The sequence below is a fragment of the Eisenbergiella tayi genome (assembly GCF_001881565.1).
Lineage (GTDB): Bacteria > Bacillota > Clostridia > Lachnospirales > Lachnospiraceae > Eisenbergiella > Eisenbergiella tayi.
This window is the reverse complement of record NZ_MPDJ01000012.1, coordinates 82272-104321: the sequence shown is the minus strand read 5'-3', so window position 1 is coordinate 104321 and position 22050 is coordinate 82272. Positions and strand designations below refer to the sequence as shown.

At 48.2% G+C, this 22050-nt stretch carries 25 protein-coding genes; 2 read left to right on the top strand and 23 right to left on the bottom strand.

The features are described 5' to 3' along the window. Positions 1-58: 58 nt before the first annotated feature. Complete coding sequence (gene rhaB, locus BLA28_RS29820) at positions 59-1465, bottom strand: rhamnulokinase (protein ID WP_069159410.1); 1407 nt, start codon at positions 1463-1465, stop codon at positions 59-61. A 212-nt stretch (positions 1466-1677) separates the two neighbouring features. Here rhaB and BLA28_RS29815 point away from each other — a divergent pair, with 212 nt between their 5' ends. After that, positions 1678-2670: an AraC family transcriptional regulator gene (locus tag BLA28_RS29815; RefSeq protein WP_009252928.1), complete on the top strand. Its 993-nt coding sequence runs from the start codon at positions 1678-1680 to the stop codon at positions 2668-2670. Here BLA28_RS29815 and BLA28_RS29810 read toward each other — a convergent pair. From BLA28_RS29810 to BLA28_RS29730, 17 genes are all read right to left on the bottom strand, one after another. After that, positions 2645-3412, bottom strand: coding sequence for a DeoR/GlpR family DNA-binding transcription regulator (locus tag BLA28_RS29810; protein ID WP_044972980.1), 768 nt, complete (start codon positions 3410-3412; stop codon positions 2645-2647). The genes BLA28_RS29815 and BLA28_RS29810 overlap by 26 nt on opposite strands. Positions 3413-3434: 22 nt before the next feature. Beyond that, entirely contained in the window at positions 3435-3983 is a 549-nt protein-coding gene (locus BLA28_RS29805) for a BMC domain-containing protein (protein WP_009252930.1), read from the bottom strand. Between the two features lie 44 nt (positions 3984-4027). Beyond that, complete coding sequence (locus tag BLA28_RS29800; protein WP_069159409.1) at positions 4028-5356, bottom strand: 4Fe-4S dicluster domain-containing protein; 1329 nt, start codon at positions 5354-5356, stop codon at positions 4028-4030. A gap of 22 nt (positions 5357-5378) precedes the next feature. Further along, positions 5379-5645, bottom strand: coding sequence for a EutN/CcmL family microcompartment protein (locus tag BLA28_RS29795; protein ID WP_009252932.1), 267 nt, complete (start codon positions 5643-5645; stop codon positions 5379-5381). Positions 5646-5741: 96 nt separating this feature from the next. Beyond that, positions 5742-6344, bottom strand: coding sequence for a phosphate propanoyltransferase (gene pduL / locus BLA28_RS29790; protein ID WP_390577024.1), 603 nt, complete (start codon positions 6342-6344; stop codon positions 5742-5744). A 70-nt stretch (positions 6345-6414) separates the two neighbouring features. Then, positions 6415-6693, bottom strand: coding sequence for a BMC domain-containing protein (locus BLA28_RS33545; RefSeq protein WP_025483876.1), 279 nt, complete (start codon positions 6691-6693; stop codon positions 6415-6417). A 240-nt stretch (positions 6694-6933) separates the two neighbouring features. Continuing rightward, entirely contained in the window at positions 6934-7296 is a 363-nt protein-coding gene (locus tag BLA28_RS29780; protein WP_069159408.1) for a BMC domain-containing protein, read from the bottom strand. Positions 7297-7315: 19 nt separating this feature from the next. Continuing rightward, positions 7316-7591 carry a BMC domain-containing protein gene (locus BLA28_RS29775; protein WP_009252936.1) on the bottom strand — a complete coding sequence of 92 codons (276 nt, stop codon included), beginning with the start codon at positions 7589-7591 and terminating at the stop codon, positions 7316-7318. Positions 7592-7641: 50 nt separating this feature from the next. Beyond that, entirely contained in the window at positions 7642-7956 is a 315-nt protein-coding gene (locus BLA28_RS29770) for a BMC domain-containing protein (protein ID WP_009252937.1), read from the bottom strand. A gap of 22 nt (positions 7957-7978) precedes the next feature. Then, positions 7979-9190, bottom strand: a complete 1212-nt coding sequence (locus tag BLA28_RS29765; RefSeq protein ID WP_069153535.1) for a zinc-dependent alcohol dehydrogenase — start codon at positions 9188-9190, stop codon at positions 7979-7981. Positions 9191-9257: 67 nt separating this feature from the next. Next, positions 9258-10649, bottom strand: a complete 1392-nt coding sequence (locus BLA28_RS29760; protein WP_069159407.1) for an aldehyde dehydrogenase family protein — start codon at positions 10647-10649, stop codon at positions 9258-9260. After that, positions 10640-11191, bottom strand: a complete 552-nt coding sequence (locus BLA28_RS29755) for a GlcG/HbpS family heme-binding protein (RefSeq protein WP_069159406.1) — start codon at positions 11189-11191, stop codon at positions 10640-10642. Before BLA28_RS29755 ends, BLA28_RS29760 begins: the two co-directional genes overlap by 10 nt. Next, on the bottom strand, positions 11191-11994 hold the full coding sequence (locus tag BLA28_RS29750; protein ID WP_009252941.1) for a class II aldolase/adducin family protein: 804 nt from the start codon (positions 11992-11994) through the stop codon (positions 11191-11193). The genes BLA28_RS29755 and BLA28_RS29750 overlap by 1 nt, the downstream gene beginning before the upstream one ends. Positions 11995-12157: 163 nt before the next feature. Beyond that, positions 12158-12625, bottom strand: a complete 468-nt coding sequence (locus BLA28_RS29745; RefSeq protein WP_069159405.1) for a EutP/PduV family microcompartment system protein — start codon at positions 12623-12625, stop codon at positions 12158-12160. Further along, complete coding sequence (locus BLA28_RS29740) at positions 12622-12996, bottom strand: BMC domain-containing protein (RefSeq protein ID WP_044972986.1); 375 nt, start codon at positions 12994-12996, stop codon at positions 12622-12624. The genes BLA28_RS29745 and BLA28_RS29740 overlap by 4 nt, the downstream gene beginning before the upstream one ends. A 54-nt stretch (positions 12997-13050) precedes the next feature. After that, entirely contained in the window at positions 13051-13842 is a 792-nt protein-coding gene (locus BLA28_RS29735) for a glycyl-radical enzyme activating protein (RefSeq protein WP_069159438.1), read from the bottom strand. A 23-nt stretch (positions 13843-13865) separates the two neighbouring features. Next, complete coding sequence (locus tag BLA28_RS29730; RefSeq protein ID WP_069159437.1) at positions 13866-16394, bottom strand: glycyl radical protein; 2529 nt, start codon at positions 16392-16394, stop codon at positions 13866-13868. Between the two features lie 368 nt (positions 16395-16762). Here BLA28_RS29730 and BLA28_RS29725 point away from each other — a divergent pair, with 368 nt between their 5' ends. Next, positions 16763-17347 carry a helix-turn-helix domain-containing protein gene (locus tag BLA28_RS29725; protein ID WP_044972988.1) on the top strand — a complete coding sequence of 195 codons (585 nt, stop codon included), beginning with the start codon at positions 16763-16765 and terminating at the stop codon, positions 17345-17347. A 101-nt stretch (positions 17348-17448) separates the two neighbouring features. Here BLA28_RS29725 and BLA28_RS29720 read toward each other — a convergent pair whose 3' ends face one another. The 5 genes from BLA28_RS29720 to BLA28_RS29700 all read right to left on the bottom strand — a co-directional run bounded on the left by BLA28_RS29720 (position 17449) and on the right by BLA28_RS29700 (position 22050). Next, a complete protein-coding gene (locus BLA28_RS29720) occupies positions 17449-17769 on the bottom strand; it encodes a hypothetical protein (protein ID WP_141703000.1) in 321 nt (106 codons plus the stop codon). A 403-nt stretch (positions 17770-18172) separates the two neighbouring features. Continuing rightward, on the bottom strand, positions 18173-18718 hold the full coding sequence (locus BLA28_RS29715) for a GNAT family N-acetyltransferase (RefSeq protein ID WP_069159403.1): 546 nt from the start codon (positions 18716-18718) through the stop codon (positions 18173-18175). Further along, the gene (locus BLA28_RS29710; protein ID WP_069159402.1) at positions 18715-19263 is read right to left on the bottom strand and encodes a DUF402 domain-containing protein; all 549 of its coding nucleotides are present in this window, start codon (positions 19261-19263) and stop codon (positions 18715-18717) included. Before BLA28_RS29710 ends, BLA28_RS29715 begins: the two co-directional genes overlap by 4 nt. 205 nt (positions 19264-19468) lie before the next feature. Beyond that, on the bottom strand, positions 19469-19669 hold the full coding sequence (locus BLA28_RS29705) for a DUF6718 family protein (RefSeq protein WP_069153282.1): 201 nt from the start codon (positions 19667-19669) through the stop codon (positions 19469-19471). Next, complete coding sequence (locus tag BLA28_RS29700) at positions 19639-22050, bottom strand: YhgE/Pip domain-containing protein (RefSeq protein WP_069159401.1); 2412 nt, start codon at positions 22048-22050, stop codon at positions 19639-19641. The genes BLA28_RS29705 and BLA28_RS29700 overlap by 31 nt, the downstream gene beginning before the upstream one ends.

Here is a 22050-nt window from a genome sequence, read left to right as displayed (position 1 = left end):
TCAGATTACTGCCCTCCGGCACTGCTCCATTCCTGCTATTCTTAATACCTGCCTGCTGTCAGCTGGGATCATACTTTTCCACACCGAAGGATTCATAAATACATGCCCTGACCTGTGCAAGTCCTGCAAATTGATTATCCTTCAGCATCTGTACCGCCAGATTGCCGATAGCCGTCGCTTCTCCCGGCCCGGCGTAAACGGTGCGGCCGGATTTATCCGCGGTAAGCTGGTTCAGATAGGCCGCATTGGAACCGCCTCCCACGATATTAACAGCCTCAAAATGCCTTCCTGTCAGCGATTCAATTTCCCGGACGGTCTCAGCATAGCTGTCCGCCAGGCTCTGGTAAATAACTGCGGCAATCTGTCCGACCGTTTCCGGTTCCTTCCATCCATGCTTTTTGCAGTAAGTCTTGATCGCCTCCGTCATATTATCAGGCGCAAGAAAAGCGTCGTCATTAACATCTACGCGGGAAGGGAAATCACTTTCCTTCTCCGCCATCTCACAAAGCCGGGCAAAGGAATATTTATCCTCCAGTTCATGGCGGACGGACTGTATCATCCAGAGCCCCATGATATTCTTCAGATAACGGAAACGGTATTCATAACCGCCCTCATTTGTAAAGTTCCTCTTTCTGCTTTCCGGCGTACAGATAGCTCTGTCATTTTCAATTCCCATCAGGGACCATGTCCCGGAGCTTATGTAAAGGCAGTCCTCCGTAAGCGTCGGCACGGAAATGACCGCGGATGCCGTATCGTGCGTGGCAGGCATTACCACCTCGCAGGAGAAGCCCACTTCTTCCTCCACTTCTTTGGAAAAAGGCCCCACCACCGTTCCGGGCATGTGAAGCGGCCGGAATATCGAGGGCTTATAGCCCAGCCTCTCAATCAGCTCGCAGTCCCATTGCCTGGTTTCCGGGCTGACAAGCTGTGTGGATGTTGCATTGGTATATTCAGACATCTTATTTCCTGTGAGCAGGAAATGGAAATAATCGGGAAGCATCAGCAGCCATTCCGCCTTTTCCATGTTTTCCGGTTCCTGCTGTTTCACCGCCATCAGCTGATAAATCGTATTGAAAATCTGCTTCTGGATACCGGTTCTGGCGTACAGGGCATCCTCAGGAATGATCCTGTAAACCTCCTTATCCATTCCTTTTGTTCTTCCGTCTCTGTAGCCATATGTATTGCCCAGTATCCTGTTCTCCCCATCAAGCAGCACATAATCCACCGCCCAGGTATCAATTCCCATGGACTTAGGCACTTTTCCCGCCGCCTTGCAGGCCTTCAGCCCCGCTTTGATCTCTTCAAACAGCCTGGGGATATTCCAGCACAGATGACCGTCCTTTTTATCCATACCGTTTTCAAACCGGTAGACCTCTTCCAACTCTATTCTGCCGTTTTCCAGATGCCCCAGAATATGCCGGCCGCTGGAAGCTCCGATATCTACCGCAAGATAATATTCAGCCATAATCTTCCCCTTCCTTCCCGTGACTTGGCGCCACTCTTTGTAATCCCGACTTCACTGAGTCTATTATACTCCTTTGCCGTTCTTTTTTTTAGGACGGTGATTGCAAATTTACCGTCCTTATTTGCAGGTGCTTTCTTTACAGCTTCTTTGACTTACTCTGCCTGAAATGATAAAATGGCAATAGTATATACGCGTATAAAGGAAGGGAAACGATGAACCAGGAACTTTTAGATAAACTGAAGGTGATTTCACCGGAAGAAGAACAAATCCTTGCGGGAGAGACGGAAGTGCAGAAAAGTATTTATACAGCCGCCGATGATTTTATCGTGGACGGAAGCCAGATGCTGGATGCCGGGAAATTGATTGATATCAGGCCTCATACCCGTTTTGTGCACTTCCCGCGCCACAAGCATAATTATATTGAAATCATTTACATGTGCAGCGGAACCACCACCCACATCATCAATGACACCACAAAAGTCACTCTGGATACCGGTGATCTCTTGTTTCTGAATCAGAATGCCACACAGGAAATCCTGCCTGCCGGGAAAGAGGACATCGCCGTAAATTTTATTGTGCTTCCCGAGTTTTTTGACAGGACCTTTCTTATGATAGATGAACGAAGTGCCCTGCAGGAATTTCTGGTGGGAGCCCTGAAAAAGAACCGCAGCTTTACGGATTACCTGCATTTCCATGTCAGTCAGGTCCTGCCGATACAGAACCTGGTGGAAAATCTCATCTGGTCTTTGGTTTACCGCCAGCCTAACCGCAGGAACATCAACCAGACTACCATGGGGCTTCTGTTTATCCAGCTTTTAAACCATACGGATAAGATCAATCAGGACGATCCCGGGCAGCACGAACAGAATATGGTGTTCACCGCCATGAAATATGTGGAGGAAAATTATAAGACAGCCACGCTGGACGAACTCTCCGCGCAGCTGAAGGAACCGGCTTATTATTTAAGCAGGCTGATCAGCCGGATGACAGGAAAGACTTTCAAGAATTTACTGCAGACAAAAAGGCTGAACCAGTCAGCCTTTCTGCTCACCACAACAACACTTCCCGTGGAGGAAATTATAGCGTCTGTGGGTTATGACAACACAAGTTATTTTCACCGGATATTCAGGGCGCAGTTCGGTATGACGCCGCGCTCCTACCGCCTGTCACATGATTCGGTCAGTTCTCAGGATACAGGCAGGTGATGCCGGAACGTTCAAAAAGCTCAAGCCAGGTATCAGACGGCTTTTCATCGGTAACCACCATATGGATATGATTGATATCACAGATTTTGGAAAAAGCAACCTTTCCGAATTTGGTGTGATCCACAGCCAGGATACATTGCTTGGCTGATTTCAGCATGGTCTGCTTCGCCTGGGAAAAAAGTTCATTTCCGTCCGTAATCCCTTTTTCCATATCCAAGCCCTTACAGGAAAGAACCACCTTTTCCACGTTAAAAGCCCCAAGGCCTTCAATGGCCCTCGGCCCAACCAGCGCCAGATACCCTTCCTTCAGGCTTCCGCCGGAGGAAATGATATTCCAGTCCGCCACATCGGAAAGCTCCAGTATCACTTCGATGGAATTGGTGATTACTGTCAGGCGCTCCTTCTGCTTCAGCGCTTTGGCAATGAACACAGCGGTGGTGCTGGGATCCAGTATGATATGATCGCCGTCTTCGATGAGAGTCTCTACAATCTTTGCTATTTTCTGCTTTCCCGCAGGATTATTTTTCTTTCGGATATTAAAGGGCATATCCAGGCTGGTATTTTCATTTAATACCGCCCCGCCATAGCTTTTTACCGCCAGCCCATCCTTATCCAGCTTATCCAAATCCCTTCGGATAGTCTCCTCGGACACCTGGAACTCCTGGCTGAGCTCGCTGACAATAACCTTTTTATCTTCCTGCAGCTTTTCGAGAATCAGATTTCTTCTTTCTACTGCTAACATAAGCAACCCTTCCTTATATGCCTTATAAAATGGAACGGCAGATCTGTTCGTCCGGATGGGCAATCACGGAAGAATCCAGATACATTCCATTGCCTGCCACTGATTGTTTTGCTTTTTCTATGGCTGCTTCCACCGCCGCAACCTCTCCGGTCAATATCAGATATGATTTCCCGCACATTCCCTTGGCGATACGGAGTTCAATCAGATCCACAATAGCTGTTTTGGCCGCCACATCGGCAGCTACAATAATAGATGCCGCATCGTAGGTTTCCAGTATGCCGAAGGCGCTGATCTTATCAATCTGCGTAGCCCCGTAAATAGCCGGGAAGATACTTTCATGAGGATTGCCAAGGACGAAGCTGTCTATCAGCTCCTCCTCCCTCACCTTTCCTGCAGCTTCCACCGCCGCATTCACCGCGCTTAAGGATCCGCTGATTAAAGCAATATATTTACCCGGGCAGACCGTCTGTGCCTCCAGAAGCTCCACATCCGCCGTCTTTACCATCGCATCCGCAGCGGTAATGCCCGCGGAAACCGTCTTAAATTCAATCATGCCAATAGCCTTGCTCATATATCTTTACCTCTCATCTGCGCGTTTCGCCGCTTTTCTGATGATTATGACACAGTCAGAGTGATCTCACCGCCGCCCACTTTGGTTACTTTACCGCTGACGGATGCATGAATCGGAACGCTTAATCCTTTGGCCGCAGCCGCTATTATCTGTCCTCTTTCCACCGCATCTCCCACGGATACCACCGGCTCCGCCGGCGCACCGATATGCTGGTTTAAAGGGATAACCACCACATTCACCTTTTTCACTTCATCCTCAATAGGCGCTTCCCTGTCATAAGCAGACAGCCCTAATCTCGCCTCCAGCCGTTCTTCCGGAGCCTTACGGTATTCTCTGGACTCTCTCACCGGGGTGGGAAGTACGTCCGCGGGAGGCTTTAATCCCGCTTTTCTCAGGCCAGTCTTATATTCAGCCATCAGGCTTCTCGGAGCCAGGCCCTGCGGGCAGGAATACAGCTCGCATAAACCGCAGGAGCTGCAGAAAAACGTATTCACAAAAGGATTGGCATCCCTGAAATCCCTGTTCGCGGCCGCACGCATGAACTTATGAGGTTCGATTGGATGTCCCAGCGCATGCCTTGGACATAAGTCCGTACACGCCTGGCACTGACAGCAGGCAGATGCAGCACGCTTCAGGCCTATCGCCGGATTCTGGTTTTTCTTCTGAATCAGGGAATGTTCTTTCGGGAGCACCAGCACCGCGTTGGTCGTTTTGGTCACCGGAGAATCCGCCCCTTTGATGTTTCCCATCATAGGGCCGCCCACCAGAAAGACCGGATCCGCTGTCGTCGCACCGCCCGCAAATTCCACACAGGTTTGCAGCGCCGTTCCCAGAGGAACACGGATGGTCACCGGACTTTCCACCTCACCCACTATGGTTACCAGCTTATCCGTAACGGGCTTATTTTTTTTCAAAGCCCTGTAAATATTATACATCGTTTCTACATTGAAGACAGCAATGCCTTCTTCTATGGGAAGACCCCCTGGCCTGACAACCCTTCCGGTCGCCTCATAAATGAGCACTACCTCATCCCCCATAGGATATACGCTGTCAAGAAGCTGCAGTGATACCTTAGGGAAACGGTGAATGCACCTGTTTAATGCCGCCACAGTGTCCTTATATTCGCCTTTGATTCCTACGATGGCCTGTTCCGCTCCCACGGTATCCGCCACCAGCTGGAATGTTTCCAGTATTTCCTGCGCATACTTTTCAAGAAGCTGTCTGTGCAGCTTCAGAAGCGGTTCACACTCCGCGCAGTTCAATAATATGATCTGAGCACGTTCATCAATTTTCATATAGGTGGGAAAGCCTGCGCCGCCTGCGCCCACTATCCCATTTTCTTTTATCATACTGCTTAAGTCTTTACAATCCATAGCCTGCTCCACTTTCCCGGAATCACACTAATCTGCTGGCATCATCAATGATTCCCACTATTGCGGCATCCACAGGGGCGTCTTCCATATCACAGCCGATCCTGGCCGCGCTTCCCTGGGCTACAAGCACGTATTCTCCGATTCCTGCGCCGATATTATCGATAGCCACCAGTCTGTCCGCATGGCTTTTCATCGACTCCAGAGGCTCTACAATCATCAATTTATTTCCTATCAGCTTCTCACTTTTTCTCGTGGAAACAATGCTTCCTGTTACTTTACCGACTATCATATTTCCTCTTTCCCCTGCCTCGGCAGCCTGTTAAAAAAATCTCCCGGTATTCCAGACAAAAAGAATAAGAATACCGGGAGACGGTTAACAACTCCATCAGCGGACAATTTTTACGGTATCTCCGGTAGCGATCCTGCTCGCATTCGCTTCATCCGTATCGATATGCATTTCCAGCGTAAAGCTGTCATCCACACGGATTTTAACGTGGTCAAAAACAGTTCCCCGTTCGTTGTCTGCTTTTACAGAAACGTAGTCACCGTCCTTTACCCCTGCTGCCTGCGCATCCCGGGGCGACATATGTATATGTCTCATAGCCACGATACAGCCTTCCTTCAGATAGATTGCTCCCTGAGGCCCAACCACCGCGATCGCTGCGCTTCCTGCCACGTCGCCTGATTCCCGAATCGGGGCTTTGATTCCCAGCTTCATGGCGTCCGTAGCGGAAATTTCCACCTGGGAGGCTTTCCTTACAGGCCCTAAAACCCTTACGTTTTCAATGGCCCGCAGCTTAAGCCCAACTATGGTCACCTGCTCGTTGGCAGCGAACTGCCCGCCCATGAGATCCTTTTTTTTGGTAAGATGGTATCCGGGGCCGAACAGGATTTCCACATGCTCCTGGGTAAGATGTATATGTCTGGCGGATACTCCTACGGGAACCATAAACCCGTTTCCGGCAGGTTCCTTCTCCATGGCTTCCATTACCAATCTGGTAATCAGTTCAATTTGATTCGTCTCCACAGCCACACCCACTTTTCTTCAGATTATAGAATTATTTTACCTTGGGCAAAATCATCTCTACATCAGTGTGAGGTCTGGGGATTACATGGGTAGCCACTAATTCGCCCAGTCTGCCTGCGCTGCTTGCGCCTGCTTCCACTGCGGATTTAACAGCTCCTACATCGCCGCGTACCATAACGGTTACCAGACCGGAACCGATTTTCTCTGTTCCTACCAAAGCTACATTTGCAGCCTTGCACATAGCGTCCGCTGCCTCAATTGCTGCAACAAGACCTCTTGTTTCCACCATTCCCAATGCTTCCTGTGACATTCTTTTTTCCTCCTTTTTAACAACTGGTTCTTCTTTTATCTGCGCCTTTTCGGCTTTCTGTACTGTCCCGGACGTTGTTTTGCGTGCTGTTTTAATCGTACTGCTTTTTGAAGCTGCCGCACTCTGTCCGGCTTCCTTTTGTGTTGTCTTATCTTTATTATTACTGTCTGGCATGATTCCTCCTCATTGCCGCAGCTACGGCAAAAGCGGCATTAGGCAGGCGGGCGCGCTGCCCCTTGCCTATACCTCCTGAAGATAGCTTTCCTCCGAAAGCATTCCTCCTGCCGGATTCTCAGCCTCAACCCCGGCTTCTATGGAAGCGGTCATAAAACGGCTTGAACTGCGCTTCACCAATCCGACAATCTCTTCATGGGGGTTGGCAATCACCCCGGAAGCCACCAGCGGTTTAATCGCATGAGCTGCCGCTTCCACGGCTGCGGTTACCGCCGCCACATCGCCTTCCACAATAATGGTTACAAGCCTTCCGCCCAGTTTTCTTTCCCAGGTTGCCAGAGTCACTTCCGCCGCTTTGCACATAATGTCAAGGGCATCCACCGCCGCTGTCACTCCTGTTATTTCTATCAGGCCATATGATTTCCCCATGAACGTTTTCTCCTAATTATCAGATAGAAGGCAGAATCTTCTCTACATCCGAATGCGGTCTCGGAATTACGTGTGCTGCTACCAGTTCGCCAAGCTTGCCTGCCGCTGCGGATCCGCTTTCTACTGCAGCCTTAACAGCTCCAACATCGCCGCGTACCATAACGGTTACCAGACCGGAACCGATTTTCTCTGTTCCCACCAGAGTCACCTCTGCTGATTTGGTCATTGCATCCGCCGCTTCAATTGCTGCGGTAAGACCTCTTGTTTCTATCATTCCCAATGCTTCCTGTGCCATTTTAATTTCCTCCACTAATTTACATTTCTTTTTTATTGTGACATAACCAGTTATGACTTGTCAAATGCGCAGAGCTTCAACATTTTTTCCGTATCCTCTGTGGGCCTGGGAATGATATGCTTCTGCACGACTCCGGTAAGGCTTTTTGCCATCCGCTCTCCCGCTTCCATGGCAGCTTCCACGTCGGATATGCTGCCTCTGAATTTGATGGTTACCAGCAGGGGGACCGGAAGGCTGTCTGCGTTGGCCGGCTTATTTTTATCAAAAGGCTCCAGCCGCACATTGCCTGCCTTACATCCGGCATCTGCCGCCATAAATGCACATACCAGACCAAATACTTCCAAAATTCCTACGGCTTCTCCCATGGGCTTCGCCTCCTAACACTGTTTATTGATTGATAATCGCAATCTTCAGACCGCTCATCGCCAGATTGGTTCTGTGCGCTTCATTGATTTCATCCAGCGGGAAGGTGTGGGTAATGAGCTTCTCAATGGGAATCCCGGCCTTCTTCGCACTCTTTAAGAATTCAAATGTGGTGGCGTAATCCCGAAGAGTATATACCCAGGAGCCCACGATTGTGATTTCTTTGGAGCAGATGTCAAAGTGGGGATTAATGGTGGCATCGCCGCCATTGATAAAGAATCCCAGCTCGCAGAGCCCTCCGCCGTTGCGGATAAATTTGTAAATATTAGCATGGGCAAACGGAGAACCGGTGCACTGGAATGCAAAATCTGCCAGATGTCCGTCAAATTTGGCTTCCACCGCTCCTGCAAGAGCTTCAATGCCCTTATGATCCTTGAAGTTTACCGTATCGGACGCACCCATTTCCTTAGCGAATTCCAGACGTTTTTCTTCTCCGTCTACAGCTACGATATGATTGATTCCCATCGTACGGAGAATGGCGATACAAATCAGGCCGATAGGACCGCAGCCCTGTACCACTACCCTGCTGTTGAACCGGAGGATACCGGTTGATTTCGCTCTTTCCACCGCATGAATCAGAACGGCGCAGGGCTCTATCAGGATTCTGGAATATAAATCCAGGTCGCTTACCTTAAATACGGTGGAGCCTCCCCTGATGAAAAGATAATCGGAAAACCAGCCGTTGAGATGGATATCGTCATCGGGAAGCAGGCCGTAAACATCCGCGCCTCCCACGTTCTGCTTGTTCAGATCGAACATGGTGATATCCGGGTTATCCTTGAAAATCATACAGGTTACAACCTTGTCTCCTATCTTCAGATCATTTCCGGCACTGTCTTTCTTTACGTTTTTCCCCATCTTTACGATTTCACCGGTTCCCTCATGTCCGAGGGCTACGGGAATCAGTCCGAAGGGATCTTTTTTGAATTCATGGGCGTCGGTACCGCAGATACCGCAGCCCTCCACTTTAACAAGGATATCGTCATCCCCTACCTCGGGGATGGGGAATTCTTTAATGTCATAATGCTCCAGGCTTGTAAGCATGGCAACACGGGCTGTTTTCGGGATTTCTCCCGCCACATTTCCGGATACGCTTTTTCCCGCGCCGGTATGCCCTTCCATGCTATTAAGGACCTGTCTTACAATCTCTTCTATATTTGTTGCATTAACGTCCATTTTCTTTTCCTTTCCTGCCTTCCGGCGTACATGCCTTTTTTACCGGCATGTCTGCACGTTCTGCCCTTTAGCGGATGCAGAGGCTGTCTGACATGACGCATCTTCTTCTCTTAGTGAAGGTGCTTGCGCTCGTCAGGCCCTCACCGGTCCTGCTGGCAATGGTGAAGGTACAGAAGCCTTCTCCTCCGAATCCCAAAGCCGCATAGGAAGGTGCGTTCTTAACCAGAATCGCCGTATCAATTGCCTTGGCATATTTGGTGATGTTATCCACGTTTTTGGAATGGATATGAGCGGAATGACGGTTGCCGTGTTCCAGCCAGACGGCCTTTTCAACCGCATCGTCAAAATCCTTTGCCCTTACCAGTCCCAGGATAGGCATCATCAGCTCTTCTGCAATCAGCGGATGTTCTTTTTCCCCTTCAAAAACGATGCAGCGGATATTTTCCGGAGCCTGAATGCCGATCATGGAAAGAAGTGTTCTGGCATCCCTTCCCACGCATTTCCGGTTCAGCCCCTTAGGGGTTATCACAGTCGCGGTGAGTTTATCCTGCTCCTCTTTGGAAATCAGGTAGCATCCCTGTTCGCTGATCATATAATTCATCAGTTCATCGGCCACGCTGTCCACGGCCACAATTTCCTTCTCCGCTATACAGGGGAGATTATTATCAAAGGTACATCCGTTTACGATATCGGCCGCCGCTTTTCTCACATCGGCAGTCTCATCCACCAGTGCGGGCGGATTTCCTGCCCCGGCGCCGATTCCTCTTTTTCCGGAGGAAAGAACCGCGGTAACAACTCCCGGTCCTCCTGTCGCGGCAATCAGAGGGATATCTTTATGCTTCATCATGATATTGCTTGTTTCCAGTGTGGGCCTGGTCACCGTACAGGCTACATTATCCGGCCCTCCTGCCTCAAGGGAAGCTTCATTTACCATGTTGATGGCAAAAATAGAAGTTTTGATTGCCTGGGGATGAGGGTTGAATACTACTGTGTTTCCTGCCGCTATCATGCCCATGCTGTTGCACAGGACGGTTTCACTGGGATTGGTGCAGGGAGTAATGGCTCCGATAACGCCAAAGGGCCCCATCTCGATCAGGGTAAGTCCTCTGTCCCCCGACCATGCCGTCGTTGTTATATCTTCCGTTCCGGGGGTTTTGTCCGCCAGAAGGTGATGCTTTAAAATCTTGTCGCCCACGTTGCCCATTCCGGTTTCTTCCACACCCATACGGGCAAGAAGCTCCGCGTTCTCGTGAGTCTTTCTGCGGATATTGGAGACGATCTGTTCACGCTGATCCATGGTCATGCAGCGTACTTTGGCTTCCGCTTCCTTCGCCGCTTCAATCGCCTGGTTCATATCTGTGAACACGCCGTGCTGTGCTGTCCCGGCACTGCCGGAAAGCTGCATTCTGGCAACCACTTCCTTCACAATATCCTGTACCATACTTTCACTTACAGGCACGAGATTACCTCCTTCAACAAGGACGCTCCATAAGCCGCGAGGCTGGTGTCCTGTTCGGCTGTTCCGCCGCTGACGCCGAGAGCTCCTATTATTTTGCCGTTATATACAAGCGGTTCCCCGCCGCCGAAAATCACAATCCTGCCGCCGTTCGTATGCTGGATGCCGTAAAGAGGTTCACCCGGCCGGGCAAGCTCTCCCAGCACCGCAGTGGACATCTGAAAAGCCGCGCATGTATAAGCCTTATTCACCGCCACATCCAGACTTCCTATGTAAGCTCCGTCCATACTGCGCACCAGCTTCGGATGTCCGGCTTCGTCCGCGACGGCGGTAACTACCCGCATTCCCAGCTCTTCTGCCTTTTCCTCCACCTTTGCCGCCAGCGCTTCGGCCAGCCTGAGAGACATTCCATGGATGTATCCATGGATATATCCATTCACAGCCGTCTTCGCATCCATGGATACGGAATTCTCCGCAGATGCTTCCATACGGCCTATCTCCTGCAGGACTTCGCGGACAGTTCTTGCAATCAGCTCTTCGTCCATTATTTTATCTGCTCCATGACCTTTTTTACGATTTCAGCTACCATATCTTCGCTTACATCCTTGGATGCGGGGGAGGATACGGAACCACAGCCGTTTCCGCAGTTATGGCAGTTTTTCCTGCCCTTATTCTGGCACAGATCTGCGGGATGCTTTCCGGGCAGACCCATTTTTCTTCTGATTTCGTACAGTTTCTCAATCGTAGCCTGATCGAATTCCTTCGGTCCGCCCAGCATTCTGGACTTGTACAGAAGCTCTGCATAAAATTCCACGGATTCCATCTTCATATAAGCCGCTGTCAAATCAGTGCTCCATGTAAGGGCGCCATGGCTTTCCAGCAGAACCGCATCATAGTAAGGAAGGTATTTTTCCACGTTGTCGGGAATTTCCGTTGTGGAAGGGGTGCCGTACTCAGCAATCGGAACACATCCCAAAGCGATAACCGCTTCCGGCATGATAGGCTGTGTAAGCGGGATACCTGCAATAGCGAAGGAGGTTGCAAATGTAGGATGGGCATGTACCACGGCTCCCACGTCAGGACGTTTCTGATATACACGCATATGCATCTTAATTTCGGAAGAAGGACGGAAGCCCTTGTTCGCCTGGATTACATTTCCCTGTGCATCCACCTTGCAGATGAAATCAGGTGTCATAAAGCCTTTGGAAACACCTGTGGGGGTGCAAAGGAATTCATTGTCATTGAGCTTTACGGAAATGTTGCCGTCATTGGCCGCCACCATGTTACGGTCATAGATTCTCTTTCCGATGTCACACATCAATTTCTTAAGTTCATACTCGTTCTGCATTATTTCCTCCATTCTGCCGCCTTCCCGCGGCGTAAAAATATGTCCGCATCCTTATGCGTATTCTGAATGATAAAATTCTGACTGCTTTTCCTGTTCATTATAGCCCCAAATACAACACATGTCAACATTTCTCATGTGGTTTTTATTTGTTTTATCCAGTTTTTCAACTGTTGTTTTTGTTGTTTGTACTGATTTCTTCCGTTTCCTCTTCTCTCAGATAAGAAAGGATGTCCGGAACGCCCGTTCCCACTGTGGAATCCACGTAAAAAATCTTTTTGCAGCCGGAAAGCCGGAGCCATCTGGCAGCTCTTTCCGGATCGGCCTTCGGTTCATTGATCTGGGTCACAATTCCCACCACTTCCCGGTTTACCATGCAGGTAATGTTGGGAGGATACAGGGAGTAGGGTTCCGTGGCGGACAGCAGAAGCCCCACCACATCCGCCTCGTAGGAATACAGCGCCAGCGCATATCCCAGTTCATGGGTCTGGGCATATTCCCCGGGGGTATCAATAATACACTCGAAATAGTTCACATACTGGGTTTTGTGGTATTTGATTTCTTCCCCCTTCAGGGCCTGTGTCAGAGTGGTTTTCCCCGCGCCGCTCCTTCCGATAAGAATGATCTTTTTCATGTCCGTGTTATGCCGCAGACTTCATAACCCAGTTTGTCTGCCGTATACTCCAGAATCGCCATAGTGGACGCCTCCACCTGAGACACCGTTCCGGTCACGATCAGGGAACCGCTGAAGCGATCCACAAAGCCCAGAGACACGCCGGAAGATTTGATGGCGATATCCGCCATGATAATAGCCGTTTCCGCCGGGGTTACCGTCATGATCCCGATAGCCGCCCGGTCCAGCTCCACTCTCGGATCCAGCCCGAGTTTCTCATACAGCTCCCCGTCAGGACTGGCGATGATATGGGCCAGCGTAATCTGTTTGCCCGGAACCAGTTCCTGGACAATTCTCTGTTTTCTTTCCGGATTATAATTTTCAAATTCCATTTTTATACTCCTTGTCCGCTTCAGCGGACATGAATTCCATAATTCTTTTCACACTCAGCCGCCAATATGGCAGTCCAGGCTGCTCACCCGTTCCACTGCCCTTTTCAGGCTTTCCATATGTTCATTCGCAGGCGGAAGAATATCCTTCATCAGATATTCCCGGCCCAGGCCTTCATACTTATCCTGTCCCAGCCGATGGTAAGGAAGCAGGTGAATACGCTTCACGCCGGGCAGGGTATCCGAAAACCTTGCAATTTCTTCGATTTCCTTTTCCGTGTCATTAAAGGTGGGGATAACCGGCACCCGGATAACCAGCTCCGTCTTCCCGCTCTCCGCGATCTTACGGGCATTCTCCAGCATCAGTTCATTGCCTTTTCCCGTAAATTCCTTATGCTTCCCGCTGTCCATATGTTTGATATCCATCAGATACTGATCCAGCCAGGGAAGGAGCTTGTCGATAGTCTCCATAGGAGCGCAGGCCATGCTTTCCATCGCCGTATTGATTCCGGCTTCCTTTGCCGCACGCAGCAGCGCCGCCGCAAAATCCGCCTGACACAGGCTTTCTCCTCCGGAAAGAGTGAGGCCTCCTCCGGAACGTCTGTAATAAGGCCGATCCTTTACCACCGTTTCCATTACCGTCCGGACCGTTACATCCTCACCGATAATCTTCGGCTTTCCCTGCACCATCATGGTCTGTATCCCGTATTCCTGGGACTCCGGATTACAGCACCACCGGCACCGCAGGACACAGCCTTTCAGGAATACAATGGTGCGGATCCCTCTGCCGTCATGAATGGAATAACGCTGTATGTCAAAAATACGGCCGGTTGTATCAAGGTAATCCATTTCACTTTCCTCTCTTCCTGCCATCAGAACCCCTGCTCCGTCCTGCGGATGATATCATCCTGCAGAGAACGCGACAAGGTGGTAAAGAGGGCGCTGTAGCCTGCCACACGCACTACCAGATGCTGATACTTTTCCGGATACTTCTGGGCATCCAGCAGCGTATTTCTGTCCACTACGTTAAACTGCATATGGCTTCCCTTCTGATCAAAATAAGAACGGATAAGAGCCACGAAATTATTCAGCCCCTCATCCCCGCTCAATGCGGAAGGATGGAATTTCTGGTTCAGCAGAGTTCCGTTGGAAGCTATGCCGTGATCCAGTTTGGAAACGGAATTTGCCGTCGCCGTAGGGCCATGGATGTCTCTGCCTGCCGTAGGAGAAACGCCGTCCGCCACAGGGGTATGGGCAAGACGTCCATCCGGGGTAGCCCCTGTCTGGGCTCCCAGCGGCACATTTGCAGACACAGGGTACAGGCCTGCCTGGAAAATCCCGCCCCTGGGATTCCTGTAATTTTGGAGGGGCTTGGTATAGGTGTAGGCCACCTCTCTGGCAAAGGAATCCACTTCTTCGATATCATTGCCGTATTTGGGGATTTCGTCAATCATGGCAAGCAGCTTTTCACAAAGCTCTCTGTCCTTGTCGGGAATTTCCGTATTCATAATTCCTTTTACGATACCGGCAATCTGAGCCTGGCTGGGCTGCTGTCCCGCCTTCGCGAGTTCTTTGATTATCTCTTCCGTCATCTCCTGAACGGTGATGGAATCAAATCCTTTTCCGAAATTCAGTGCAAGGGCTTTCTTATATTCCGAAAGGGTCACTTTCTTTTCTTCAAATACCAGCTTTCTGACTGCATACAGGGAATCCGCCACATTGGCGATTCCGAAGCCCTGAGGGCCTGTGAAATTATAAACAGCGCCGCCTTCCTGAACGGTTTTCCCTCTCTTCATGCAATCATCAACCATACTGGAAAGGAAAGGCAGCGGACAGCGGTCCGCATGGGCGGTATCGATAGCATTGTCCGCATTTACCAGCAGGCTGATACAGTACTCCATCTGTTTTTTGTATGCATCATAAAATTCTTCAAAGGTGCCCATCTGTTCCACAGGGCCGGTGGCAAGCCCCACCTGCTCTCCCTTATCTTTTCCGTTGGAGAAAACAAGCTCCAGCGGGCGGCACATATTGAAAAATGCGGCGTCATGCCAGCCTTCGGTCTTGCCGGCCTTCTGCGGCTCCACACAGCCGATGATGTTGTAGGTTCTGGCATCCTCCAGGGTCAGCCCCCGGTTCATCAGGGAGGGAATGATCACCTCGTCATTATAATAAGCCGGAAGTCCGATTCCGGTCCTTGTCAGTTTGGCCGCTTCCACCAGAAGTTCATGAGGCGTACAGTTCCATACCCTGACGGACAGGGACGGCTGCGGGAGGAATACATGGGCGGAGGCCCAGATACACAGGAAGGATAAATCATTGGTCACATCCTCTCCATTTTCATTCTGGCCGCCCACAATCAGATTCTGGAACAGGCTGTAGCCAGCAAAGCCTTCCGCACTGGCGGCGTCTCTCGCCTTATTCAGATCATTCAGTTTTACCCAGATACAGTCGACCAGTTCCTGGGCTTCATCCCTGGTTATTTTTCCCTCTGCCATATCCTTCTGATAATAAGGATACATATACTGGTCAAAACGTCCCGGAGAAATGGAATGCCCGCTGGATTCCATCTGAAGCAGCTGCTGGATAAACCAGAAGCTCTGACAGGCCTCATGGAAGCTGCGCGCTCCCCTGGCAGGCACCCTTTCACAGACAGAAGCTATCTGCAGCAGTTCCTCTTTTCTCTTCCTGTCCGTACAGGCTTCGGCTTCCTGTTTTGCAAGTGCGGCATAACGGCCTGCATAACCGATAACGGCGGCACAGCTCATGATTACAGCTTCCAGGAAGCAGTGCTTTCTGGCATAGTCCCCGTCGCCCACATTACAGGCGGCCAGTTCCCGGGCTGCTTCCCTGATAATGCCCTCCAGACCGATTTCCAATACTTTTTCATATTGGACGGTCACATGTCCCACACCATTATAAAAATAATTCCCCGGCGTGAAGATATTATGTTCAATCGCAGCTGCCGCTTCCGGCGCCATATAGGAAAGAGCAAGCTCGCTTGTGGTTTTCCCTTTCCAGTATTTATGTACTTCCCGTAATTTTTTCTTGGTATCCTCGGAAATATAGAAGGGATCCGCACTCCTTTTTTCGATCGTATCGAATTCCGCTTCCAGCCATTCATAAGAAAATTCCGGGAAGGTCTGGCAGCCTCTGGGCGCCAGTGTGGAGCTTCCCACCACAAGCTCTTCCTCACGGATAGTGATTGGAATATGGGCAAGAATATGGGCAAAGGCCTTGGCCCTGCGCATAATAATAGGTTCGCCCTCCGTCTCCCTGTAGCTTTCCGTCAGCAGTACCGCCCTGTCCGGCTCAATTTCCGGCATCTTACGGTACAGGTTTTCAACCAGCCTGGAGATACGTTCCGATTTGGCTGTAGGATCGGTGTTGAATTTACTGCTCATCCTGCATTTCCCTCCATAGTTCTCTCCCGGTAACATATACTGAAAAATTCTCATACCGGAAGGCATTATATCGTACTGCATATCGCTGTTTTATGTTTTGCCCAAAAGCAGGCATCTTTTATGTGGTTTTCCATAATCAGTATAGTTGCTGCGGTCCAAAATGTCAATAAATACCTCATGATTTATATTTGTTTTTTGTTGTTTTCTTTCCATGCATCTGTTGTTTTGTTGTAGGCTTTATTTTTAACTGTACCTCTCCACGAAGCGTAGGTTGCAATCCGTTTTCATCTCCCTTATGCTTGGAATAAAGAAAGACAGCTTTGTTTTTCCAATCAGTGTGCTGTTTCTGACAGCGGAAAGGATAAAAAATGAATCATTATATTACCGGAAATACTATCCGGGTTCTTCGGGAGAAAAAACAAATCACCCAGAAAGAACTGGCTCAGATATTAGGCGTAAGCGACAAAACCATCTCCAAATGGGAAACCGCAAAAGGCTATCCCGATATCAGCCTGCTGGAGCCTCTGGCTGCAGCTCTGGACATCTCCGTTGCCGAGCTACTCAGTGGTGACTATGTGACAAATCAGAATAAAATGGGGAATATGCTTCGCAGTGTCTTCTATATCTGCCCCGTATGCGGAAATGTTATCCATGCCATGGGGAAATGTGTGGTGAGCTGCTGCGGCATTACTCTGCTTCCTGAGGAGGCTGAAGAAACAGACAGCGCCCATACCATCGCAATTGAGCAGGTGGAGGATGAATCCTATGTCACCATAGACCATGAAATGAGTAAGTCACATCATATTTCCTTTATTGCCTGGGTGACTTCCGGCAGACTGGAACTTTTAAAGCTTTATCCGGAGCAAAATGCGGAAGGCCGGTTCCGGCTCAGAGGGCATGGCTGTCTGTATATTTATTGCAATAAACATGGGCTTATGAGGCGGAGGATCTGACAAAGGGTTTGAATTATTTTTGTGAATTCTTCAAAGAGACGCGGAAAGCTGCTGCCTTCCGCGTCTCAGATTATAAATTGCGCATATTTTCTTATTCCTGTTTATTTATATCTGATGCCCTTTCCTTTTTTTAAAAACAAAAAAACAACTGCTGCAATAATTACCAGTACGATTAAAACAAATATTAATATATTTCCGGGACAGCCGGAAACTTCTGCCGCAGAATTATCAGCGGCCACTGCATCTGCTGTATCTATCGGAATGCTTTCCGTTTCATCAGCATTGTTTATTTCTGCCTTTGCCTGTCTTTCCAGTTCTTTTTCCGTAAAAGTTCCTTCATTGATATAATTCTGCATTCTCTCTGCCATTGAATTTGCCGCAGCATCTACAATTTTCAAATTGTTCAATTCTAAACCTGACACCTGCCATATGTACAGGGGATTATCTTCATCAAGAAAACCACAAAGATATATCTCGCCGACTGTAGGGCTTTGGGCTATATACTTCTCATAAGTCTGTACGCTGTCCTTTGAAAATTCGCCTTTAATATTTTGACGTTGGACTACGGTAATACTTTCACCGTCAATATCAATAATTTCACCAAAATAGACCTGTGCAGAATCACTATTAAGCAGACTTTCCGGAATGTCCCCGGCATAACATACTGTAACGGCCGACAGTGCAATGAGTAAAATTACTATGGGTAATAAAATCTTTTTCTTAATAATATTATCCTCCCGTTCCGACTTTTTATATGGTACAGATTCCCGATAAATTGATAACCGACTCTCAAGAGTTAACCCAAGAGAGATTACTGTATATACATTACAATTCCATTTTCATATAGATAAGTTCCTGAAATCCTGTCTTTCGAGACTGAAAACCTTTTGGATTCCTGCCGTATTCAACAAAGCCTGCTCTTTCATACATAGCTATTGCTCTTGTATTTTCAGCAACTACATTGAGTTCAAGCTGTACATATCCCGCATTTCTCGCACATTCAATACAGGCATTCATTAATGCCCATCCGATTCCCAATCCCCAAAACTCTTTGGCGACACTAATACCCAATTCCGCACGATGCTTTACCTTGTACTTCGTGCCTACTGCTTCGATCCCGGCAGTTCCTGCAACTACATTGTCAACCACGGCAATTATCTCTATTTCATTTTCACTCTCGGACTTTTCCTTCAAGAATTTACTCTCCTGTTCGGCATCAAAACTATTCTCGTCCGGATAGGAAAGCAAATAGTCTGTTTGGGAATGAGTTAAATTAAAGTTTTCAAATACAGACTGTCCGTCGTTTTCATTTCCATTTCTCAAACAGCATTCTTTGTTGTTCTTTAATCTTATCTTCTTATTGTATTTCAAAATAAATACTCCTTTATATCAAGTAATGTTCTTAATTCCAATATTCTTTTTTCAAACATACAATAGTCATTTAACATGTCATGCTGTAACTTTTGAGCAGTTTTTATTGCCCGTTCATACTGTTCATCTGATATTTCTTTTTGGTTGAAGGCCTCTTCCAACTCGTCCCTGTCATCAACGATAACTTCTCCCGTTGGATACACCACTAAATCCAAATACAAATCTATAAAATAAGGAATTCCATCCTCATCAATTCCCTGACTTTCAATCATATCAATATAACAAACCTGTATTTCATTTAGCTGGTTCATCATAACTGTAATGCAGTAGAAATCATCCTTCGGCATAATAGATAGCCATCTGTACTGATTATCGCAAACAATGATATCTTTATCTCGATATTTCCATATTTGTTTTTCACTTACTTCATGTATTCTCAAATCACCAATATATCCGACAAAATCCTCTGTTTTAATAAATTTTCCTTTTTGTTCTTTCGATTTCATGCATTTCCATTCATCATAGACAAGTCTGCATTTATACATATCAGATATCTCCTTAATATCTTAACATTCTTTGCTGTTATTATGTAGATAAATTCCGCTTGGCTAAAATTATACCAGTGTAATAAGTAAAAAGAAAGCGCTGTATATTTATATTTCTGATATACAGTGCTTTCTGTTATAAATGACTTTTACTACGATCTGAGATACGGATGGCGGCGGCTTTACACATTTTTTACTTGATGAATTACGCTACTCGATTCAATTGACTTACCTTATCAATAAATTCTTTCATATCATCTATATAAGTGTATGGTGCATATTCCGAATAAATTTCCGGTTCATCCAAAATTACAATCTGTACTCCGTCAGCTCTTAAAGCCTCCAACGTCCCCGCTTTAGCACTCTCCTCCATAATTACCGGAACAGGTTCAGCAGCCTCTGCCAAAAGGTAAGCGGCTCTTCTACTGTTTCCGTTTTCCCTTTTTCAGGTATCTTAATCCCCTCGGTCTTCATGATGAACTGCACCAGATTAACATTTGTATTTTTATCCGAGACAAAGGAAAGCGGAGTGAAATCACTTCCCGAAAAATTGGTTATTACATTATTCACTTCTTCATCAATCTTCTCATCAATGTCTGAAGTTTTTTCTTTGAATTCATCGGTTCCGTCCTTCAGTTCTCCCACGCCATCCAGCAAATCACTGGTTCCGTCAAATAAATCACCGGTTCCATCCGCAAGCTGACCGGATCCGTCTTTCAGATCGTCGGAAGCATCTGTGAGTTCTTTCACGCCATCCGCCAGATCAGATACTCCGGACTGCAGATCCTTCGTACCATCTGCCAGTTCCCAGCCTCCGTCATTTAATTCGGATACCCCGGACTGCAGCTGGTTGGTGCCGTCTGCCAACTGACTGATTCCATCCGCGAGGGAACCTGCTCCGTCTGCAAGGGAAGCGACACCGTCTTTTAAGGCGGAAGCGCCCTCGGTGAGCTGTTTGAACTGGGCCTGGACGGTGGGATCATCGAGCTTACCCTGAATTCCCCCTATGGCTAAATAGCTGCCAAGAGCCTGATCCACACCTGCTTTTGCTACCAGCAATTCTACTAAGGCATCACCAGGATTTGGAAGAGTTCCTAAATCCGCCGCCTGTATTATCATTACTTTCGTTCTATCGTCATTCCAGTTTTTTCTTTGATAATCCAGTGTTGCCAGGGTATAGGCATTGTATCGTTTCTCATATTTTACATTGGAAACTGCAGCATCCGCTTCGCCTTGATCTTCCTCTGAATTGCTTTCTTTCCCTGAATCCTCCGCACTTTTCGGCGGTTCTTCCGTACTTTCCGGTTCTTCCTCAGCCGTCATTGTTTCTTCTGTTTCTTCTGTTTCTTCTGTTTCTTCTGTCTCTTCTGTTTCTTCCGACGCATCGGTTTCATCTGCCGTTTCAGTTTCTTCTGTATCCTGTATATCCTTTTTCCCCTGCTCCTCCGGCAGACGTTTGAGCGAATCCTTATCCTCTAATATGGCATTACCCCCTCCCTGAGAAGATAATATACCTATTATTTGAGCCTGCAAATATTTGGACAACCCACTTAATGTTATTGCATTCACTGAATTAGTATCCGTTATTTCGATATATCCAACCTTCTGGGCAAGCCCTACCAGCTCTTCCTTCTTCTCCTGCGTCAGCGGATCCGTCTTTCCAATCCCCTGCATCATCCCCACCAGCGAATTAACCCCATCACTCAACTTCCCGGCTCCACTCTTCAGCTTATCCGCCCCTTCCGCCAGCTTCTTCGCTCCGGCAGCCGCGCCTTCGTCTCCATTATAGCCTCCGGCCAGTTTATCCACGCCTTCTTTCAAAGAGGAAATACCATCGGCCAGTTCACTGGCTCCGTCGGCCAGATCGTCCGTTCCGTCTTTCAGGGTATCGACGCCGTCTCCCAGGGAATATGCGCCATCCGCGTAACTCTCAATCCCCTCCTTAAGGCTGTTTGCCCCATCCTTCAAATCCGCCGCGCCATCCTTAAGCGCACCGGCTCCATCGGATAATTCTGCTGCGCCATCGGAAAATTCATTCGCCGCATCTTTTATCTCACCGGTCTTATCATACAGGCTATCCATGGATAAAGTATCTCTGTCCAGATCAAAGGACATGGGAACTCCCTGGAAGCTTATTGGATCCATTTCAAAATCCAGGACATCTGCCGTAATGACGATATCTTTTTCCTGGCCTGCCATGATATTATAAACCAGCTGCTTGGAGGTTCCTTTGTTGCCTACTGTGGCTCCCGCCGCCTTCAGGCTGCTGCAGTTGTCCATATTCATGGTTACGGTAGCCTGAAGGAGGTAATTTTCAAAAAATTCTTCATCCACACTGTCATTTTTTCCTACATGTATGGTTATTTTCAGGCTTCCGTTCTTTCCGGCCAGTTCATCCGCCTGCATCTCTTTTCCGTCCAGATAATAATGAATTGTGATTTCCCATGGCATTTCTTTGGTTTTCAGGTTCCCCTGGTAGAAAAAATTACCTGTGGGAGCCGTCGTGGTAATCGTATCTCCCTTTTTGGTCAGTTCCTCATCCGTGGTAAGATTTTTTACGGAATCGTATTTTCCGTAATCCACAATATCCGTTTCCTTTTCCAGCCGGAAGGCATTGACCACATAAATGCCGTCCACACTTCCGTCCTGGTTCAGGTTCACATATACGTTTTCATCTTTCGGTATATCAGAACCTGCTGCCACCGCGGAAAACCCGCTGCCGAACAGCATGGCCGCCGACAAAATACAGGCTGTGCTCTTTACTGCAAGGTTTCTATATTTTTTCAT

Bases quoted from the DNA above. Each gene is read 5' to 3' on its own strand.
- pduL (WP_390577024.1), bottom strand. From the start codon at position 6,344: ATGGAAGCCATGGAGAAGGAACCTGCCGGAAACGGGTTTATGGTTCCC.
- BLA28_RS33545 (WP_025483876.1), bottom strand. From the start codon at position 6,693: ATGTCACAGGAAGCATTGGGAATGGTGGAAACAAGAGGTCTTGTTGCA.
- BLA28_RS29815 (WP_009252928.1), top strand. From the start codon at position 1,678: ATGAACCAGGAACTTTTAGATAAACTGAAGGTGATTTCACCGGAAGAA.
- BLA28_RS29765 (WP_069153535.1), bottom strand. From the start codon at position 9,190: ATGGACGTTAATGCAACAAATATAGAAGAGATTGTAAGACAGGTCCTT.
- BLA28_RS29770 (WP_009252937.1), bottom strand. From the start codon at position 7,956: ATGGGAGAAGCCGTAGGAATTTTGGAAGTATTTGGTCTGGTATGTGCA.
- BLA28_RS29800 (WP_069159409.1), bottom strand. From the start codon at position 5,356: ATGGATTGTAAAGACTTAAGCAGTATGATAAAAGAAAATGGGATAGTG.
- BLA28_RS29740 (WP_044972986.1), bottom strand. From the start codon at position 12,996: ATGGAATTTGAAAATTATAATCCGGAAAGAAAACAGAGAATTGTCCAG.
- BLA28_RS29755 (WP_069159406.1), bottom strand. From the start codon at position 11,191: ATGGACGAAGAGCTGATTGCAAGAACTGTCCGCGAAGTCCTGCAGGAG.
- BLA28_RS29735 (WP_069159438.1), bottom strand. From the start codon at position 13,842: ATGGATTACCTTGATACAACCGGCCGTATTTTTGACATACAGCGTTAT.
- BLA28_RS29795 (WP_009252932.1), bottom strand. From the start codon at position 5,645: ATGATAGTCGGTAAAGTAACAGGAAGCATTGTTTCCACGAGAAAAAGT.
- BLA28_RS29725 (WP_044972988.1), top strand. From the start codon at position 16,763: ATGAATCATTATATTACCGGAAATACTATCCGGGTTCTTCGGGAGAAA.
- BLA28_RS29710 (WP_069159402.1), bottom strand. From the start codon at position 19,263: ATGTATAAATGCAGACTTGTCTATGATGAATGGAAATGCATGAAATCG.
- BLA28_RS29745 (WP_069159405.1), bottom strand. From the start codon at position 12,625: ATGAAAAAGATCATTCTTATCGGAAGGAGCGGCGCGGGGAAAACCACT.
- BLA28_RS29775 (WP_009252936.1), bottom strand. From the start codon at position 7,591: ATGGCACAGGAAGCATTGGGAATGATAGAAACAAGAGGTCTTACCGCA.
- rhaB (WP_069159410.1), bottom strand. From the start codon at position 1,465: ATGGCTGAATATTATCTTGCGGTAGATATCGGAGCTTCCAGCGGCCGG.
- BLA28_RS29805 (WP_009252930.1), bottom strand. From the start codon at position 3,983: ATGAGCAAGGCTATTGGCATGATTGAATTTAAGACGGTTTCCGCGGGC.
- BLA28_RS29700 (WP_069159401.1), bottom strand. From the start codon at position 22,050: ATGAAAAAATATAGAAACCTTGCAGTAAAGAGCACAGCCTGTATTTTG.
- BLA28_RS29750 (WP_009252941.1), bottom strand. From the start codon at position 11,994: ATGCAGAACGAGTATGAACTTAAGAAATTGATGTGTGACATCGGAAAG.
- BLA28_RS29730 (WP_069159437.1), bottom strand. From the start codon at position 16,394: ATGAGCAGTAAATTCAACACCGATCCTACAGCCAAATCGGAACGTATC.
- BLA28_RS29810 (WP_044972980.1), bottom strand. From the start codon at position 3,412: ATGTTAGCAGTAGAAAGAAGAAATCTGATTCTCGAAAAGCTGCAGGAA.
- BLA28_RS29780 (WP_069159408.1), bottom strand. From the start codon at position 7,296: ATGGGGAAATCATATGGCCTGATAGAAATAACAGGAGTGACAGCGGCG.